The following is an 18,286-nucleotide window of genomic DNA, read 5'->3' on the forward strand; positions in this document are numbered from 1 at the left end:
AGCGTGCTGACTCCGACCGTCAACCTCAGGGGGTCTCGTGCGCAGGAAACTCGGATTCGTCGCGGTGGGCATCATGCTGCTGACCACACTCACCGTCGCCCAGACGCCGGCCCAGGCGGGTGCCGCTACGGCGGGCACGCCCAGCGCCTCCGCGACCGTGGCCGAGGCGCGCGCCACCATCCACGGGCGGGTGCCCACCGACGCGGACAGCGCGGCGGCGGCGGGACACGCCTACTGGACGCCGGAACGCATGCGGGCGGCCCGCCCCGCTACCCCGCCGGACGGGGTCGACACCTTCGACGGGGAGGCCACCGACCGTCCCGGCCGCATCGGTGCCGCACGAGACGTGGCGACACCGGCGGCACCACGTTCCTCGGCGGCCGGCGTGCGCGCGGCCGTGGGGGGCGGCAGCCAGGCAACCCAGGCGGTGAACGCCTCACCCGGGGTCGGTCGCGTCTTCTACACCCACAACGACGAGGACTTCTTCTGCTCCGGCGGGACCATCAACAACCCGCAGGCGAACATGGTCTCCACCGCCGGGCACTGCGTACACCCCGGTAACGGCGGATCCGTCTGGTACGACAACTGGGCGTACGCGCCGGAGTACACCGACGGTGTCGCACTGCACGGCCTCTGGTTCGCCAAGGAGTTCACCTCCGTCGAGGGTTGGGTCGACTGGGGTTACCTCTGGTGGGACTTCGCCTTCGTCACCATGCACCCGCTCAACGGTGACCGGCTCGTGCACGTCACCGGCGGGCAGGGGCTCAGCGTCAACAAGTCCAAGACGCTCACGGCGATGCTGCTCGGCTATCCGGGCGAAGCCCCGTACGACGGCCTGTCGCAGTACTACGCGCAGGGTGCCCTCAAGGCCGCCGGGGCGCAGCGGATCAAGCTGAAGAACTGCCCGCTCAACCATGGCTCCAGCGGCGGCCCGTTCCTGCGGGCCTGGGACAACGACCTCCGATTCGGGTACGTCAACTCGGTGATGTCGTACAAGTACTCCGACAACATGTACGGCCCCTACTTCGACGACGACGTCCTGGACATCTACAACGTCGCGAAGAACAAGCAGTAACCGGCACCGGTCCGGCGGCTTGACAAGCACCCCGGTCCAGAGTGGACCATGCACCGTGCGAATTCTCGTGGTGGGTGGCAGTGGCCTGATCGGCGCTCATGTCGTGGACGTGCTGCGCGAGCGCGGCCACGCCACCACCACTGTGGCACGGACCGCCCAGCCGGGGGTCGACCACCTGCTCGACCTCGGGTCCGCCTCGATCGAGGACCTGCGGCCGCTGCTCGCCGGTCACGACGGCGTCGTGTACGCCACCCGCACCGACGAGCAGCGGCCGCTGCCCAAGCCGATCTACCCGCAGTTCCGCCGCGACAACGTCGACCCGGTGGTGCGCCTGTGCACCGCCGCCCGCCTGGAGGGTCTCACCCGCGGTGCCGTGATGGGCTCGTACTACACCTATTTCGACCGGCTGCATCCGCAGTGGCGGCTCGCCGAGCGGCACACGTACATCCGGTGTCGGGTCGAGCAGGCCCGCGAGGGACGGGCGGCGGCCGGCCCGGATCTGCCCGTCGCCGTCCTCGAACTGCCCTTCGTGTTCGGTCGGGTCGGTGACCGGCTGCCGAACTGGGCCGGGCCGCTGGACCGGTGGGCGCGTTCCCGTACCCCCCTTGCCGTGCCGACCGGCGGAAGCGCCGCGGTGTCGGCGCGCAGCGTCGCCGAGATCACGGCGGACGCCCTGGAACAGGCCAGCGGCGCGGACATCCCGGTCGCCGACGAGAACCTGACCTGGGGCGACATGATCGGACGGATCGCCGAGGCGGTCGGCCGCCGCCGCCGGGTCGGCCGGCTGCCGGCCGGCGCGGCGAAGGCCGCGTTCCGCCTCGGCGGCGCGTTACAGGGCCTCGGCGGCAAGGAGTCGGGCATCAACGTGACCCACCTCGCGGACCTCCTGCTCGTCGAGCTGTTCGTCGAGCCGACGACCGGCCGGTCACTGGACTCCGCGCTCCGCGAGACCTTCCCGACGACGGCGCCGACCGGTGCCGCGACGGCGGGGTAGCCGTTCGTCGATCGAGACGCGTGGCGGGGATGCCTGGCCGCGCCTTCGTGTCAGGAGGCGGCAGGCGACGGGTCGCCCGCGCTCGACGGGGGTGCGGCTGGTCGTGCGAGGTACGCGGTCTTGACGTCCGCCGAGAACCCGCAGGCTCGGTAGAAGGCGTGGGTCGCGGGGCTACGCGAGCCCGTCATCAGCATCGCCTTGTAGCAGCCGGCGTCCCACGCCGCCCGGAGCGTGCCCGCCATGATCTGCCTGCCGAGGCCCGTACCGCGCCGCGACTCGTCGACGACGACGTTCTCGATGACCGCGTAGGGCGCAGCCGACCGGCTGAGGTTGGGGATCACGTTGAGGTACGTCGTGGCGACGACGGTCCCGTCCAGTTCGAGGACGAACAGGTGCAGCCCCGGTGAGCTGACGATCTGCTGGAAGGCCGCCTCGTCGGAGCCATCCTCCAGCACCGGATCGTCCGCGTTCAGTTGCCGATAGAGTCGGATGATCTGCTCGAAGTCGTCAGGCCGCGCCGCACGGAACATGCCCCGAAGCGTAGCCAGGACCCCGGCGCCGCCTCGTGCCGCGCCGCTTCCGGTGCTTGTTCTCTCCCACGCACGGAACTGGTCCTGTGGCAGAGTGTGGCGGTGCAGAACGTCGACATCCGTGCGGCCACCCCGACCGATCGCGAGTTTCTGGTCGACATGCTGGTGGAGGCGGTGAACTGGCTGCCGGAGCGCAACTGGTCACGCGAGCAGATCCTGGCGAATCCCGCGTTCGCGCACTACGTCACCGGGTGGATGCGGCCCGACGACGTCGGGGTGGTCGCGACGCAGCCGGCTGGCCGGCCGGTCGGCGCGGCCTGGTTGCGGCACCTGACCGCCGCCGATCCGGGATACGGGTACGTGAGTGACGACGTGCCGGAGCTGACCATCGGCGTGCGGCAGTCGTGGCGGGGCCGAGGTGTGGGTCGGGTGTTGCTGCGCGCCGTCCTGGACGTCGCGCGTGCACGCGGCACCGGCCGGGTGTCGCTGAGCGTGGAGCGGGCAAACTTCGCCGCCGGGTTGTACGCCGCCGAGGGGTTCCGCACGGTCGAGTCGTTCGAGAACGCGGACACCATGGTCGCCGACATTCGGGCGTGACCCTTCGGCGGCCCTCAGCCGAGCTGTTCGGCCAGTCCGACGATGATGCCCTCGGGGCCGCGGACGTAGCAGAGCCGGTAGCTGTCCTCGTACTGGGCCAGCTCACCGACGAGCTCGGCCCCGTGCGTACGGAGGCGGGCGATGACGTCCTCGACGTCGTCGACGGCGAACATGATGCGACGAATGCCCAGCGTGTTCGTGGGGGCGTCGGTCGGCTCGGTACGGATCGCCTTCGGCGTGTGGAACATCGCCAGCTCGACCTTGCCGTGGCCGTCCGGGGTCCGCAGCATCGCGACCTCCTGCCGGGCGTCGTCGATCCCGATCACACGCTCCACCCAACGTCCCTCGACCGGCCCTCTGCCCTCCACCTCCATGCCGAGTTCGACGAAGAACGCGATGACCGCGTCGAGGTCGTCGACGACGATGAGGACGTTGTCCATCCGTTGGATCGCCATGGCGGGTCTGCCTTTCTGTCGTGCGGCCACACCGGCCGCTCACCACTGAGAGACGGAACCGCCCGGCCGTTCTCGACACTCCTGGACGGGCGGGCTATCCGGGCTTCCGCGCATTCGCTGACCGGTGCGCGTGTGCCAGCGGCAGGAGCACAGTGTCCACGATGGACTCGATCTGCTGGTCGGTGCTCCGGTCCTGCCCGTTGACGCAGTTGTACGTCAGCATCGCGGGCCCGACCGTGGCGAACGCCCTCTGGTGCGCCTCGTCGGTCGTCGACGCCCCGCCCGCCGGCACGTCCCGGCGCAGCAGCGCCAGGATCCGTTCCTGGCAGGGATCGGTCACCCGGGCCTGGAAGAGGGCACGCAGCATCGTCACGTCGTTGCCGCTCCCGGCGGCGACCGCCTGGAAAACGGCGCCCCTGGACCCGAACAGTGCCGAGTCGAAGTAGTGGAGCAGGATCAGCAGACCCGCACGCAGGGGGGTCGCCTCCGGCACGTCCGGTGGCCCCGGCAGCAGGGTGCCCAGGGCGTCGCGGACGAGGTCGTCCCTGTTGTCCCATCGGCGGTAGAGGGCGGCCTTGCCGGTGCGGGCCGCCGCCGCCACACCCTCCATGGTGAGTTTGGCGTAGCCGACGGTGCCGAGCTGGTCGATCACCGCTTCGAAGATCGCGCGCTCGAGATCCGCACCCCGTCGCCGCCCCTGGACCCGGACCGCCTGGTCCGCCCCTCCGGTCGGAGTCGTCATCGGTCACCTCTCTGCCCCAGCGCGCGGGGAGCAGCTTGTCACGGTCACACCGCGGCCCATATAGTAGACGGGCGCGTTCACTATTTGCTCACTCGTCTCCACGCTATTCAAGCAGGAGGATCCGTGTCGAGTTCGCCGCCCCGCACTGCGCAAACCACCCAGACACCGGCCCCGAGGACCGGTCGGGCGGCCGCGCTGACCCTGACGATCCTGGTGTCCTGCGAGGTCATGCTGATGCTCGACGGCACCGTCATCAACGTGGCGCTGCCGGTGATCAGAGACGGCCTGGGCTTCTCCACCGCCGGCCTCTCCTGGGTGGTCAACGCCTTCCTGCTCGCGTTCGGCGGCATGTTGCTGCTCGGTGGTCGAGCCGGCGACATCCTCGGCCGACGGCGCGTGTTCCTGGCCGGCATCGCGCTGTTCACCGTGGCGTCCCTGCTCGGCGGCCTGGCCCAGAACGCGGAGTGGCTTGTCGCCATGCGGGCGCTGCAGGGCGTCGGCGCGGCACTCGCCGGGCCGAGCACCCTCGCCCTGCTGGTCATCAGCTTCCAGGGCGACGCACAGACCAGAGCGCTCGGCATCTACTCCTCGATGACCGCGTCGGCGATGACCCTCGGCCTGATCCTCGGCGGCGTCATCGTCACCCTGGCCTCCTGGCGCTGGGTGCTGTTCGTCAACGTCCCGGTCGGCCTGCTCGTGCTGCTCTTCGCGCGCCGATTCGTCGACGAGTCACCACGGACGGTCGGCCGCTTCGACCTGCCCGGGGCGGCGACCTCCCTGGTCGGCATGGTCGGCGTCGTGTTCGGGCTGGTGCGCACCGCCGAACAGGGCTGGAACGACCCGCTCACCCTGGTCGGACTGAGCGTCGGCGTCCTGTCGCTGATCGCGTTCGTCCTGCTCGAACGGACGGCACCGCAGCCGATCATGCCGCTCGGCGTGTTCGCCGACCGTTCCCGGGCGGGGGCCTACCTGGGCCTGCTGCTGGTGCCCATGGTGACCTTGAGCATGCAGTTCCTCCTCATCCTCTTCGTGCAGGAGGTGTCCGGCTTCAACCCGCTGCAGGCCGGCCTCGCCTTCCTGCCGATGGCGGCCGGGCTGCTGGTCACCGCCCAGAACGCGGCCAGACCACTGGGCAGGTACGGCGCGAAGGCGACGGCCGCCACCGGTGTCGTCGTACTCCTGATCGCCACCGCCTGGCTGACCCAGATCTCCGCCACCACCGGTTACCTCGCCGGCCTGTTCGGGCCGCTGCTGCTCGCCGGCGCGGGCCTCGGCCTCGTGGCCGTTCCGCTCAACGTCACCATCATGTCGACGGTGGACCCCGAGGACGCCGGAGCCGCGTCCGGGCTGCTTCAAGCGATCATGATGTCCGGTGCGACACTCGGGGTGGCCGTCCTGTCCACGGTGTACACCTCGGTCGTCGGTGACGCCCCGCAGGTCGAGGGCACCGCACCCACCGCCGCGCTCATCGCCGACGGCATGCGCAGCGGATTCCAGGTCAGCACCGGCCTCGCGGCCCTGGCCCTACTCACCGTGCTGTTCCTGATCAGGTCGCCGGCCTCCCGCCGGCCCCGGTGATGGTGAGCCGACCCCATCGACACCGACGCGGGCGGGGGCGGCAGGCTGTCGTGGTCGAGCTGCCCGGTCTGCGAGAATCGGATCCGTGCGGGACGCCGAACCCACCGCCGACGAGACCGCCTTCTTCACTGAACTCGCGAAGCTCGTCCCGGATGTTCAGGACTGGTACCACCAGGACGATGACGGCACGCTCTGGATGATCGCGTCGTACGACTTCCTCCGGGGAAACTGGATCTACCAGACCCTGCGGCTCGACTATGACGGCAAGAACCTGCGTGGCGGCTGGAGCCCGGCGTGTCTCAACTGGGACGACGGCGTACGCGCCGCTGACGCCCTCATCAACACCGCGGGCCCCGCCGGGCTGCGGCTCGACTGTGTCGATCCGACGACAGATGCCGACGCGGCGGCGGCATGGTTCCACGGCCACCTCAACCGCGGGCAGGCGCATCGGCGCTGAGACTCTGCCGGCGACGCTGTCGGGTTGGGTAACGGCGGGCGGGCGTACCATCCCGACCAGCCGGTGCTGGTCCATTACCGACGACGAAGCCCGGCACCATTCCCGGTGGCCGGGCACCGGGTTGGACCGACAGTGCCTGCGCGGCCCGGCCGGGCAGGGAACAATGAACGTCGCTGCCGGTGGTGCGCGGCTGTTCGGCGGGCACCCGATGCTCGCCGGCCGCTGTGGGAGGAGGACGCGATGCAGGCGATCCGGAAGGTCCGCCATCGACAGGCCGACGTCGACGGCCTGGAGGTGTTCTTCCGCGAGGCCGGGCGCGCCGGTCAGCCGACCGTACTGCTGCTGCACGGCTTTCCGAGCTCGTCGCACACCTTCCGCGAGGTCATGCCCACGCTGGCCGACGTCGCACACGTGATCGCGCCCGATCTTCCCGGCTTCGGCATGTCGTCGTCACCGACCATCGACGCGTACGACTACACCTTCGAGAACCTGTCCCGAACGATCGAGCACCTGCTCGACCGGCTCGGGGTGCGACGCTTCTTCGTCTACCTGCACGACTTCGGCGCACCCGTGGGCTACCACCTGGCCACCCGCGACCCCCATCGCATCCAGGGTCTTATCGTCCAGAGCGGCAACGCGCACTCCGACGGCCTCGGCGAGCAGTGGGACGACGCCAAGGCGTACTGGGCCGACCCGACCGACCAGCAGCGCGCCAAACTGCCGGACTGGTTGACCTTCGCCGGCACCCGGGACCAGTACCTCGCCGGGCTGCCCGAGGGCGTGCGCGCCCTGCAACCTCCCGAGTCGTGGCACCTCGACTGGGAGCGCATGCGTCGACCCGGCAACATCGACGCCCAGTTCGCGCTGTTCACCGACTACGCCAACCACGTCGCCCGCTTCGCCGAGCTGGCCGAGTACCACCGGGCCCACCAGCCGCCGGCGCTGGTGCTGTGGGGACGGCACGACCCGTTCTTCGACGTCGACGAGGTCCTCGCCTACCACCGCGCTCTCGAGCGCATGGACGCGCACATCTACGACGGCGGGCACTTCCTGTTGGAGACGCACGCGGCCGAATGCGCCGACCTCATGCGAACGTTCGTGCTCGACAACACCTGAGCCGCCTCGGTGTCGTTCAGCCGCATCCCGCGCCTCGTTCGGGCCGCCGGGAACGGGTGGCTGAGCGACCCGGGATCGCGGCGTAGGGTGGCGCGGTGTTCTCCGTGGGCGCGCGTGACTCGATCCGGGAGCGGTTGCTCGCCGCAGCCGAAAGTGACCCCGCCGTCGTCGGGGCCGCGGTCACCGGATCCCATGCCGTCGAGGGCGCAGACCGATGGTCCGACATCGACCTGGTCCTCGGTATCGAAGGCGCACTGGATTCGGCGCTGCGCCACTGGAGTGAACTGCTCTACCGCGACTTCGCCGCCGTCCACCACTGGGACCTGCCGTCCGGCTCGTCGGTGTACCGGGTGTTCCTGCTTCCCGGCATGCTCGAAGTGGACATTGGGTTCACCCCGGCCGCTCAGTTCGGGCCGCGCGGTCCGACCTGGCGTACCGTCTTCGGGCATCCCGCACCGGCGCAGGAAGATCCGTCCCCCGGCCGGCGGACCCTGGTCGGGTTGGGTTGGCACCACGCCCTGCACGCGTGGATCTGCATCCAACGGCACCGCTGGTGGCAGGCCGAGCAGTGGATCAGCGCCCTACGCGGCCAGGTTCTCGCCCTGGCCTGCCTGCGCCTCGGTCATCCCACCAGCTACGCGAAAGGCGCCCACCTGCTTCCTCCGGACGTGACCGCGCCGCTGAACGCCACCCTGGTCCGTGCGCTCGACGAAGCCGAACTCACCCGCGCTCTCCGGGCGGCGGCGGCCGCGCTGATCGCGGAACTCGCGCTCGCCGATGCGTCGCTCGCGGCCCGCCTCGCCTCCACACTGAACGATCTGCGCGTCGATGGCCAGCCGTCCGGCTCGTCCATTGCGCGCCGCTAGCGGCTCTGGCTCATCGGCAACCCGGCGGTCGCGCTCCGCGGCGGCCACCGGAGGTACGCGTCATCCGTACGATCCTGGACATGCCTGATCCTGCCGCGCGGTTCGCGCAGCTCGCCGACGAACACGAGGCCCGCAAGCGGGCGGCGACCGCGCTCGTCGAGGGCTGGGACTGGTACACGTGGCCGGGGCTCGATCTGCGTCCGTTGCACTTCGAACGGGACCTGCGCAAGCCTGGGCGTCGTCTGGACACCCGTCCCCCGCTGGATCGGGACGTGCTGCGTATCGGGTTCGATGCCCAGGGCCGCGTGGTCGTGGTCGAGGAGTACAGCGGCTTCCTCAACGGCACCCGGTACCACGAGACGTTCTTCCGCCACGGCGACGAGGTCGTCGAGGTGGCGCACTTCGACCTGGACGGCCCGATCTACCTGCACGAGTACCGTTTCGAAGACGGGCTGATGCACACGGCCACCATGGTCGCGCGACGCGGCTCGGGGCGGGAGTCGTACGCGTACACCGACGGGCGGATCAGCCGCGTCGAGATCGAGCACAGCGGCGGCCCGCCTGCCGTACTCGTGGCCGAGCACGACGACCACGGCCTGCACCGGCTCGTCGAGGTCAGGGGCAACCAGTCGCGAACGCGGTACGCCCGCCCACCCGCAGGCTTCGATCTTGCGGCGGCGTGCCGCGCCATCGAGGACAGTCTTGTCGCGTTGGTCCCGGACGCCGCCGCGGGGCTGGCGGTCGACGACCCCATCGCCTGCCTCGCCCTCAGCTATGACCGGCCGACACAGCTGGTGATCGACATCAGCGCGGCCACCGCGGACGAGCGCGCCGAGCTGGCCTCGATCGATGCCCGGGCCGCCTGGGCACCGGCGGACTTCGAGGCCAGCACCGGCATCGACCTCGGCGACACCGAACCGTCTCGGCTCGTCCAGCAGGAACTCGCGCTGCTCGACGCGGACGACGATGACGTGGCGGCCGGATCCGAGATCGGCCGACGACTGTGGTGCGCGGTGGCGGCTCGGCTGAACCTGCGCGACTGGTCGGCCACGCTGCCGGTCACCGACGATTTCGTGGTGTACGCGGTCGACCTCGAACTGGTCGACCTGGAACGGAACCTGGCCAGCTGCCTGCCACCGGAGCGACTCGCCGCGTTCCACGAGCGGGGCCTGTTCGCAGCATTCGTGGGGAGGGGCTAGCTGTGCTGTCCGGCGGCGCCACCCTCGAATGCCTCGTACCGCCGCGCCACCTGGTGGAAGGCTTTCTTCGGCTCCCACCGGGACGGGTCCGCGGAGGGCACCCGCACCACGCCGAAGCCAGCCATGTCCAGGTCGTACCGCGGGTCCGCGTGGTGCGGGAAGTCCGGCATGACAAAGGTGAAGACGAAGCAGCCGTGTACGTCGTGTGCGGCGTAGAGGTCGATCAGTTCCGCCAGGTACGCCGCCTGGGTGGCCTCGTCGCGTACGTGCCCGTCCCTGACCCGGGGTGGTCGGGTGAACCAGTTCACGATCCGAAACGAGCCGGGACCACGGCGCTCGGCCCCGAGGTGGGCGCCGCACCCGAACTCGGTGATGACCACCGGCCGGTCCGCCTCCTCCAGCAGGGCAATCAGCCGTTGCTGGTAGACGGCCGGGTTGGGGCCGAGACGGTAGAGGTTGACGCCGATGACGTCGAAGCCGGACCAGTCGACCTTCTCCCAGAAGCCCGCGGCGTAGGTGACCGGCCCGTGGAACGCGGCGCGGGCAACAGGCAGGGCGGCGCCGAGCAGGGCGTTGAGCTTGCGGGTGATCCGGCGGTCGAAGAAGCGTCGCCACCGCACCAGCACCTGGAGTCGGATGAAGACACGCGGTCCCGGGAGCATCCCCGGGGAGGTGAGGGAGAATTCGCTGCCGAGCAGCAGCGTGACCCGACCCGGGTACCGCACGCGCAGTTCCTCGGCCCCGGCGGCCGTCGCCGTGAGATGGGCCAGGATCTCGCGGTGCGGGCGGTCGGCGAGGTACGGCCGGATGTAGACATCGAGCCCGACGTCCAGGGCGTGCCGCGCGGCGTCCAGCTGCGTCCGGGTATCGGTGCCGATCACCATCACCGTCGTGCAGTGCAGGCTTTCGCGGATGGCGTGCATGTCCCGGCGCACGGCCTCGCCGGAGGTATCGCCGACGATGTACGAGATACCTCTGATGTCCAGGCTCACGCTCCCACTGTGCGGGCCGGATGCGGTGCCGGCGAGGCCCGAGGAGCGAACATAGACCTTGGTTCCCGTCTCTATACTTTCGACGCCGCTGCCCGCCGCACCGCGCGACAGCCGCGGGCTCGAAGCTAGCGACGTGACGTCTGGCCACCGATCTTGGCCTCTACCAAGCGGCGCAGCAACTCATCGCGAGCGCTGACCGCTGGCGTCTGAGTTGTAGTGTCCGCCGAGTGCCTCGCATCGTCCGCCACGCCGTCAGTCTGCTTCTCCTTCTCACTGGTGCGCTGGTGGGCACCTATGGCGGACACGCGTTCGCGACTGCCGTGGGCCTGGCCGGTACCGGCGGCACTCTCACCGTCGCTTCCTGCCGGGTGGACGTCTCGTACAGCGACCGGGACCGCGACGCCGAGGACCGCCGGGAGACCCGGCAGTGCTGGGGCGAGTTCACAGCCGACGACGGTTCGGCCACGGATCCTCGACGAGAGATCGTCAGCGACACGGCGCAACCGGGCGACCGAATTTCGGTCCGTGACAACGGCACCGTCTATCAGGAGGTGGGGGCAGAATGGGCGATCACGGGGGCCAGCATGGTCCTCCTCGCCCTCGCCCTCGCCCTCGCTCTGGCGATGGGGGGAGTTCTGGGACTCGTGACCGGCCAATTCCCTCTGCTCTGGTACGAGCACCACCGTTTCTACACCGCCGTCCAGGCCCTTCCCTACGGCCGCGTCTACGTCTGGGCGTTCATCGGCGTCATGGCGGCGAGTCTGATCGGCTTCGCGCTCGCTGAAATGCTCTGAGGACTGCCGGCAGGACCACCGGCTTGTTGACTCCTGCCGGGCGTCGTGCCTGTCTCCCGGCAGCGGACGTTGCTTGACTCAGCGGCATGACATCAATACGGAAAGCGATCACCCGTACGGTGGTCGCCGGGGCACTGGTCGGCGCGACGGCGCTCGCCGGTCCCACCTCCGCGTACGCGGAGTCCGGCCAGCCCGAGGCGACCGCAGCCCCCGCCTCCATCCTCGACATCATCCCGGCACCCACCGTGGACCGGATGGTCGCCCAGGCCCCGCTCGTCGACGCCGCCAATGTCATCCGCACCGCGGTGGACCGCGCACCGGCACGCGGCTACGCCGGCATCGGCCTGGTCGACGACCACGTCACCCTGTGGTGGAAGGGTGCACTACCCACCGACATCACCGCAGCCGTCACCGCCGCCCGCCACACCGCGCCGGTCCAGGTAGCCAAGGCCACCTACTCCCGCGCCGAACTCCGCAAGGCGGCCGCCGCCCTCACCCCGGTGGTGAAGGCCAACCCGGCCGACGCCAGCCACTCGGTCCGGCTGCGCACCGACGGCACCGGCATCGACATCGGCGTGGACTACACCGCGGGCGCCAAGCTGCCGAAGCTGCCGGCCACCGGCGTGCGTACCAGCATCGTCGAACGCGACCGGATGGTCGAACGGTCACGGGCCAACGATGCCGCGCCGTTCGACGGCGGGGCGAGCATCGGGGTCACCGTACCCTGGTGCACCGCCGGCTTCGGCGTCCGCAACGTGGACACCGACGCCGGTTACCTCCTGACTGCCGAACACTGCGGTGCCATCGGCTCGCCCTGGCACGTCGGCTTGTCCACCGGCACCGGCACGCTGGTCGGCTACGCGGTCGACAGCAACGACGACCACGACACGATGATCATTTCGACGTCGACACCCGGCGACCACCTCTACGTTGGCGGTCAGCAGGACGAGGTCCGCGCCAAGGTGCTCCGCTGGACCGAGGTCTTCCCCGGCCAACTGCTGTGCCAGTCCGGGCACACCTCCGCGGGCGCTATCGGCGGTCCGGTCTGCAACCTGCGGGTCGACTTCCACTACGACGACATCGAGGACCTCGTCGAGGCCACCCAGCTCGACGGCGACGAGGCCGCACGGGGCGGCGACAGTGGCGGCCCGGTCTACTCCGTCAACGCCAACGGCACCGTGCTCGCCGCCGGCACCACCACCCGGTCACTGGGCGTGGGCTTCGGCTTCCAGGACTTCGCCACCGCCCGCGACGACTACGGCAACATCGTGCCGGCGACCACGATCGCCAGCACCTGCCGGGTCTCCTTCGTCGTCACCAACTCGTGGGGCACCGGCTACAGCGCCAGCGTCACCGTCTACAACGACGGCCCGGCCGCCAACGGCTGGTCGCTGGGCTTCGCCTTCCCGGGTGGACAACTCGTCCAGGGCCACTGGAACGGCATCTTCCAGCAGACCGGCGCGGCGGTGACCGTCACCAACGAGAACCACAACGCCAGCATCCCGACCGGCGGCGCCGTCAACTTCGGCTTCACCGCGAACGGCTCCCCCGCCGTCCCGGCCCCGTTCACCCTCAACGGCACCACCTGCAACTGACCCCTGTCCCTGCACATCGGGCCCCGCCGCATCGTCGGCGGGGCCCGGTTCGTGCTCAGGATCAGGACTCGGCCAGTTCGCGCCGCAGGCTGGCGCGCAGCGTCCGCACCTCCGGTGCGTCCAGTTCGCCACACCGGTCGAGCGCCCGCTCACGCAACCGGCGGGCGTCAGCGGCCTCGCCGGCCAGCGCCGCGAGCGCGGACAGGGTCTGCGCCTCCCACCACGGGCAGCACAGCGCGGCATACAGCGCCAACGCCGACCGCAGCGCCCCGGCCGCCGCGTCGACCTCACCCAACGCCTGGAGCGCGAGCCCGTACCGGTGGATGGCGTTGGCCTCGCTGAACGTCGCGCCGCACCGGTGGAACACCCGCCGGGCACGGGCGTACTCATCGGCGGCGGCCCGCCACCGGCCCATCCCGGCCAGGTCCGCCCCGAGACTCATCATCGTCCCGGCCCTGGCCACCGCCGCGCCGGTACGGCTGAGACCGCTACTGCCACGGGCGTAGAACGCCAACACGTCGCGGTGCAGGTCGGCCGCCTCGGCGAACCGGCCAAGCGCGGCCAGCGCCCCGCCCTGCACACCCGCCGCGCTGTGCTCGCCGAGGGCGTACCCGATCTCGCGGAACAGGCCCACGGCCCGGCGGCAGTGGTCGACGGCCGCCCCGCCGCTGCCGATCCGAATGAAGATCGCGGCGCTGTACGTCAGCGCCCACGCCTCCTCCCGGCGGTCCCCGATCCGCTGGGCCAACTCCAGTGCCCGGTCCAGGGCGGCCAGCCCGTCGGTGTTGCGGTCCCGGCAGAAGTACCGGGCCCAGCCCAGGAAGTTCAGCAGGACGGCCTCGTCACGGGGGCTACCGGCGGCCCGGGCCGCGGCCACTCCCAGCGAGAAGATCTCGTCCCAGGAGTGCCGGTGACTGTTGGCGTCGGAGTACCAGTGCAGAGCCCTGGTGACCGCGACCACGTCGGCGTGCCGACCGCGCCGGGCCGCGTCGCGCAGCGCCGCCAGCCAGTTGCCGGACTCCCGATCCAACCAGTACGCCGCCGCCCGATCGTCGTCGAACGGGGAGTCGACCCGAGCGGCGACCGGTTCGAACATCGAGCCGGCCTGCCGGGTACGCCGCAGCAGCCAGCCGACCATCTGATCGTGCGCCTCGACCCGGCAGGCCTGTTGTTCCTCGGCGTCGAGGCGTTCCTGGGCGTAGAGCCGGACCAGGTCGTGGAACTGGTACCGGTCCCCCAGGGTCAGGAGGACACCGGCTTCGACCAACTCCTCCAGGGCCGCCGCCGCGGTCTCCTCGCCGGTGCCGGCCACGGCGGCGACCAGCGCGGGTGCGAAGTCGGTGCCGGGAATCAGCGAGGCCCGCCGGAACACTCGCGCGGCCATCGGGTCCAGTTGCCGGTAGGAGACCTCGAACGCGGAGCGGACGCCCAGGTCGCCGGCGGTCAGCTCGGTCAGCCGCCGACGCTGGTCGCGGAGCAGGTCCACCAGCCAACCGACCGACCACTGTGGTCGGCTGGCGAGACGGTTGCCGGCGATCCGGACGGCCAGCGGCAGCCGGCCGCAGAGTTTGACGAGTTGGTCCGCCGCGGCCGGCTCGGCGGCGAGCCGGTCGGCGCCGACGATCGCCGCGAGCAACAGTCGACCGGCTGCGGGGTCGAGCAGGTCGAGCGGCAGGCGGACCGCACCGGCAAGACCCGTCAGTGGACGCCGGCAGGTGACCAGCGCGAGGCATCCCCGCCCGGCCGGCAACAGTGGGCGCACCTGTGCCTCACTCGCGGCGTTGTCCAGGACCACCAGCAGCGGCCGGTCCCGGGTGAGGGTACGGAACAAACCACCCCGCTCGGCCGGCGACACCGGCACCCGATTGTCCGGCACCCCGAGCGACCGCAGCAGCCCGGCCAGCGCCTCGCCCGGGTCGACCGGGCCGTCCGGCGAGGCGCCCTGCAGGTCGACGAAGAGCTGCCCGCCCGCGAACGCCGGGCTGAGCCGATGCCCGGCGGCGACGGCGAGGCTGGTCTTGCCGATCCCCGGCGGCCCGTGCAGCACCACCACCGAGGCGGTGTCCGGCTGCCCCGCGGTGACGTCGGCGGCCAGCGCCGAGAGCCGTTGCAGGATCTCCGCCCGGCCGGCCAGGTCCGGAACGGCGGCGGGCAGTTCCCCGGGTACGACCACCGCGGGGCGGTCGTACGGCGCCGGCACCCGATCGTGCGGCAGCTCCGCGCGGTCGCCCGGCACCGCGACGCGGTCGTCCGGCACCGGCGCTCGGTCGTGCGGCTGCCGCTCGACCCGGGCCAGGGCCACGAAGCGGTCGCGGTCGGCCCCGTCCAGCCGCAGGGCATCGGCGAGCAGCGCCACCGTCCGTCGTTGCGGGCTGCGGACCCGGCCGCGCTCCATCTCCCGGATCCCGCGGACACTGGCGCCGGCCGCCTCGGCAAGCTCCTCCTGGGTCAGCCGCCGCTCCAAGCGGAGGGTCCTGAGGACGCCTCCGAACTGGTCACGTCGCACCTGACTCTTGGGCATGCTCCCCCCACCACCGAGCGCCCGCAGTTACGTAACGTGCCTTGATGCTCGCATGAGCGTGACGAATTTCGGGCCACTGTGGACCGAGTGTGAGTATCACCATGGCGATTCCTCGACACGTCAGACGCGGCACGGTGCCGGCCATCGACGAGACCGGCCACCACGGACGACCCGGAAGCCGTCGACGGCCTGTGCTCGCGGTCCGGCGGCCCGCCGGACGCCATCAGGTGCGGGGCGGACCGTGATCCACAAGCCTGGCCGCTGGGAACGCCAGGCAGTCTCGTCCAGATCAAGAGCACGGCGAGTGCGTCTAGCGCCCGGCGGTGCACGTCCGTGGGGTGCGGTGCGGACGCGCTGGGCACCTGGATCGGCCCACCGGCCCGAGCGCCGCATTAACGGTCGTCTCAGATTCGCTCGGTACGAAGTCGGCATCAGATAAGCGAACTAACCCGCATGTAGGAGGCTAGTGATGGCAGTCAACGCAGCGCCGTCCGGGGAAGCGCCGGCCGGTCGGTTGGCAGGCCGATGGGTGCCGTGGTTGGTGATTGGCTTGTGGGTGGCGCTGGCAGCGGTCATGGTGCCGCTGAGCGGAAAGTTGAGCTCGGTCACCACCGACAGCGCCGTGGACACCCTGCCGGCAAGTGCCGAGTCCACCAAGGTGGCGGTGCTGGAGGACAGTCTCCCCGGCGGGGACGACAACACGTTCGTCTTCGTGTACCACCGCGCCGGCGGCATGACCGACGCCGACCGCGCGACGGTCGAGCGCCACTACAACACCCTTGCCAAGCGGTACCCGCCGAAAGTGGCAGCGGCCGGCGAGGACGACGAGGGCCCACCGACGAGACTCTCCACCGACGGCAAGGCGATGATGTTCACCCTCGACGTGAGCACGACCTACGGCGCACCGGAGGCCATCGTCGGCCCGTTGCGGGACGCCGCGAAGGACCGCCCCGCCGGCCTGGAACTCGACGTGACCGGCCCGGCCGCGATCGACGGCGACATGGACGCCGTCTTCGACGGCATCGACCTGCAGGTCTTCCTCACCACCGTTGTCGTCGTCACGCTCCTGCTCATCCTCACCTACCGCAGCCCGGTGTTGTGGTTCATCCCGCTGGTGGCCGTGGGCGCGGCCGCACTGACCGCGATGGCGACCGTCTACCTGCTCGTCAAGGGCTTCGGCATCGTGGTCAACGACCAGAACTCGGCGCTGCTGACGATCCTGGTATTCGGCGTCGGCACGGACTACGCGCTGTTGCTCATCGCTCGATATCGGGAGACACTGCGCCACCACGAGAACGTCCGGGTTGCGATGGTCCACGCGCTACGCGGCGCGGCACCGGCCATCGTCGCGTCCGCGGCCACCGTGGTCGCCGGCCTGCTCTGCCTGCTCGTCGCGGACCTGAACAGCACCAGCGGGTTGGGCCCGATCGGTGCGGCCGGCATCCTGTGCGCGCTGGTGGCCATGCTGACGCTGTTCCCGGCGGTACTCGTGGTGCTCGGCCGGCGGATCTTCTGGCCGGCCATCCCGCGGTTCAGCACGGCCGTGGAGGAGAAGCCGGGGCTGTGGGGACGGCTTGGCACCGCCATCAACCGCCGCCGGTGGGTGGCGACGCTCGGCTCGCTCGGAGTCCTCGGCGTTCTCGCCATCGGCCTGGCGGGCAACACCGGCGCCCTGCGGGAGCAGGACCAGTTCCTGTCCGCGCCGGAGTCCGTCACCGGCTTCACCGTTCTCCGCCAGCACTTCCCGGAGCTCGGCGGCCAGCCGATGACGATCTTCACGCGGCCGGCCTACCAGGAGCGGGTGCTCGACATCGTCACGGGCACCCACGGTGTGGCCCTGGCCATCCCGGGTCAGACCAGCGGTGGCTGGGCCGACATCTCCGTGTTTCCGACGGACGCGCCGGACACCGTCGCAGAGTACGACACGATCAAGCGGGTGCGCACCGCCGTGCACGCGGTGAGCGGGGCGGAGGCGATCGTCGGCGGGCCGAGTGCGGAGAACCTCGACACCGAGGTGACCACCAGCCGCGACGAGAAGCTGGTGATCCCGCTGGTGCTCGCCGTCGTCCTGATCATCCTCGGGCTGCTGCTGCGCGCGATCGTGGCCCCGCTGGTCCTGATGGCCACCGTGATCGTCTCATTCGCCGCAGCCTTCGGCGGCAGCGTGTTCGTCTTCGACACGATCCTCGGGTTCACAGGTGTCGACTATTCGGTGCCGCTGCTGGCATTCCTGTTCCTGGTGGCGCTCGGCGTCGACTACAACATCTTCCTGGCCAGCCGAGCCCGGGAGGAGACCGTGCGTCTCGGCACCAGAGCGGGCATGCGCAAAGCCCTCTCCGCCACCGGCGGCGTCATCACCTCGGCAGGCGTGGTCCTGGCGGCCACGTTCGCGGTCCTCGCCACACTTCCGCTGGTGATGCTGATCGAGGTCGGCTTCCTGGTCGCCTTCGGCGTGCTGCTCGACGCCCTGCTGGTGCGGTCGGTCCTGGTGCCCGCCCTCACCCTGCTGATCGGCCGGCGGATCTGGTGGCCGAGCCGGCTGTCCCGACCGACGGTGGAGCCGCCGGACGGTCAACAGTCGCTCGCCGAGGAGGAGGAACCCGCGCGGTAACGGTGGGCGCGGCGGCACGGACGAGATCCGGGACGGGGACCCAGGCCCCTCCCGGATCTTGTCATGGGCCCGACGGTCGCCGCCCTCTGGTCCTGCGCCGGGCGACCGGGGCTGGGTCGGCGCACCGCGGTGTCCTGCCCCGAACGGTGAGCCGCGCGGGGCCA

The 18,286-nt window shown here is 70.8% G+C and carries 16 protein-coding genes; 11 read left to right on the forward strand and 5 right to left on the reverse strand.

Going from position 1 to position 18,286, the window contains the following annotated elements:
* The first annotated feature begins 37 nt into the window (after positions 1 to 37).
* Both AB0B14_RS25570 and AB0B14_RS25575 read left to right on the forward strand, forming a co-directional pair.
* Complete coding sequence (locus tag AB0B14_RS25570) at positions 38 to 1,075, forward strand: hypothetical protein (protein ID WP_357074053.1); 1,038 nt, start codon at positions 38 to 40, stop codon at positions 1,073 to 1,075.
* Between the two features lie 55 nt (positions 1,076 to 1,130).
* Positions 1,131 to 2,069: an NAD(P)H-binding protein gene (locus AB0B14_RS25575; RefSeq protein WP_357074056.1), complete on the forward strand. Its 939-nt coding sequence runs from the start codon at positions 1,131 to 1,133 to the stop codon at positions 2,067 to 2,069.
* Positions 2,070 to 2,119: 50 nt separating this feature from the next.
* On the opposite strand, the gene AB0B14_RS25580 is transcribed toward AB0B14_RS25575, so the two are convergent.
* Positions 2,120 to 2,599, reverse strand: a complete 480-nt coding sequence (locus AB0B14_RS25580; protein WP_357524612.1) for a GNAT family N-acetyltransferase — start codon at positions 2,597 to 2,599, stop codon at positions 2,120 to 2,122.
* 102 nt (positions 2,600 to 2,701) lie between these two features.
* Between AB0B14_RS25580 and AB0B14_RS25585 the strand changes: the two genes are divergently transcribed.
* Entirely contained in the window at positions 2,702 to 3,196 is a 495-nt protein-coding gene (locus AB0B14_RS25585; RefSeq protein ID WP_357524614.1) for a GNAT family N-acetyltransferase, read from the forward strand.
* Between the two features lie 14 nt (positions 3,197 to 3,210).
* Here the strand turns inward: AB0B14_RS25585 and AB0B14_RS25590 are convergent, their stop codons facing one another.
* Complete coding sequence (locus AB0B14_RS25590; RefSeq protein ID WP_357524616.1) at positions 3,211 to 3,651, reverse strand: VOC family protein; 441 nt, start codon at positions 3,649 to 3,651, stop codon at positions 3,211 to 3,213.
* A 94-nt stretch (positions 3,652 to 3,745) separates the two neighbouring features.
* The gene (locus tag AB0B14_RS25595; RefSeq protein ID WP_357524618.1) at positions 3,746 to 4,393 is read right to left on the reverse strand and encodes a TetR family transcriptional regulator; all 648 of its coding nucleotides are present in this window, start codon (positions 4,391 to 4,393) and stop codon (positions 3,746 to 3,748) included.
* A gap of 123 nt (positions 4,394 to 4,516) precedes the next feature.
* Between AB0B14_RS25595 and AB0B14_RS25600 the strand changes: the two genes are divergently transcribed.
* The 5 genes from AB0B14_RS25600 (at position 4,517) to AB0B14_RS25620 (ending at position 9,609) form a co-directional block, all read left to right on the forward strand.
* Complete coding sequence (locus AB0B14_RS25600; protein WP_357074071.1) at positions 4,517 to 5,971, forward strand: MFS transporter; 1,455 nt, start codon at positions 4,517 to 4,519, stop codon at positions 5,969 to 5,971.
* Positions 5,972 to 6,056: 85 nt separating this feature from the next.
* A complete protein-coding gene (locus AB0B14_RS25605; protein ID WP_357074074.1) occupies positions 6,057 to 6,428 on the forward strand; it encodes a hypothetical protein in 372 nt (123 codons plus the stop codon).
* Between the two features lie 240 nt (positions 6,429 to 6,668).
* Positions 6,669 to 7,544, forward strand: a complete 876-nt coding sequence (locus AB0B14_RS25610) for an alpha/beta hydrolase (RefSeq protein ID WP_357074076.1) — start codon at positions 6,669 to 6,671, stop codon at positions 7,542 to 7,544.
* Positions 7,545 to 7,678: 134 nt separating this feature from the next.
* A complete protein-coding gene (locus tag AB0B14_RS25615) occupies positions 7,679 to 8,410 on the forward strand; it encodes a hypothetical protein (RefSeq protein WP_357524620.1) in 732 nt (243 codons plus the stop codon).
* An 80-nt stretch (positions 8,411 to 8,490) separates the two neighbouring features.
* Positions 8,491 to 9,609: a hypothetical protein gene (locus AB0B14_RS25620; protein WP_357524622.1), complete on the forward strand. Its 1,119-nt coding sequence runs from the start codon at positions 8,491 to 8,493 to the stop codon at positions 9,607 to 9,609.
* Here the strand turns inward: AB0B14_RS25620 and AB0B14_RS25625 are convergent.
* Positions 9,606 to 10,601 carry a hypothetical protein gene (locus AB0B14_RS25625; protein WP_357524624.1) on the reverse strand — a complete coding sequence of 332 codons (996 nt, stop codon included), beginning with the start codon at positions 10,599 to 10,601 and terminating at the stop codon, positions 9,606 to 9,608. The genes AB0B14_RS25620 and AB0B14_RS25625 overlap by 4 nt on opposite strands.
* A 227-nt stretch (positions 10,602 to 10,828) precedes the next feature.
* On the opposite strand from AB0B14_RS25625, the gene AB0B14_RS25630 reads away from it, so the two are divergent.
* Both AB0B14_RS25630 and AB0B14_RS25635 read left to right on the forward strand, forming a co-directional pair.
* Positions 10,829 to 11,395 (forward strand): hypothetical protein, encoded by a 567-nt coding sequence (locus AB0B14_RS25630; RefSeq protein ID WP_357524626.1) that lies wholly within the window; start codon positions 10,829 to 10,831, stop codon positions 11,393 to 11,395.
* 86 nt (positions 11,396 to 11,481) lie between these two features.
* Positions 11,482 to 12,990, forward strand: coding sequence for a cellulose binding domain-containing protein (locus AB0B14_RS25635; protein ID WP_357524629.1), 1,509 nt, complete (start codon positions 11,482 to 11,484; stop codon positions 12,988 to 12,990).
* A gap of 61 nt (positions 12,991 to 13,051) precedes the next feature.
* Here the strand turns inward: AB0B14_RS25635 and AB0B14_RS25640 are convergent, their stop codons facing one another.
* Positions 13,052 to 15,511 carry a helix-turn-helix domain-containing protein gene (locus AB0B14_RS25640; RefSeq protein WP_357524631.1) on the reverse strand — a complete coding sequence of 820 codons (2,460 nt, stop codon included), beginning with the start codon at positions 15,509 to 15,511 and terminating at the stop codon, positions 13,052 to 13,054.
* A gap of 541 nt (positions 15,512 to 16,052) precedes the next feature.
* Between AB0B14_RS25640 and AB0B14_RS25645 the strand changes: the two genes are divergently transcribed.
* Positions 16,053 to 18,122, forward strand: a complete 2,070-nt coding sequence (locus tag AB0B14_RS25645; protein ID WP_357524711.1) for an MMPL family transporter — start codon at positions 16,053 to 16,055, stop codon at positions 18,120 to 18,122.
* The last annotated feature ends 164 nt before the right edge of the window (positions 18,123 to 18,286 follow it).

It is taken from the genome of Micromonospora sp. NPDC049171 (assembly GCF_040648275.1).
Taxonomy (GTDB): Bacteria; Actinomycetota; Actinomycetes; order Mycobacteriales; family Micromonosporaceae; genus Micromonospora.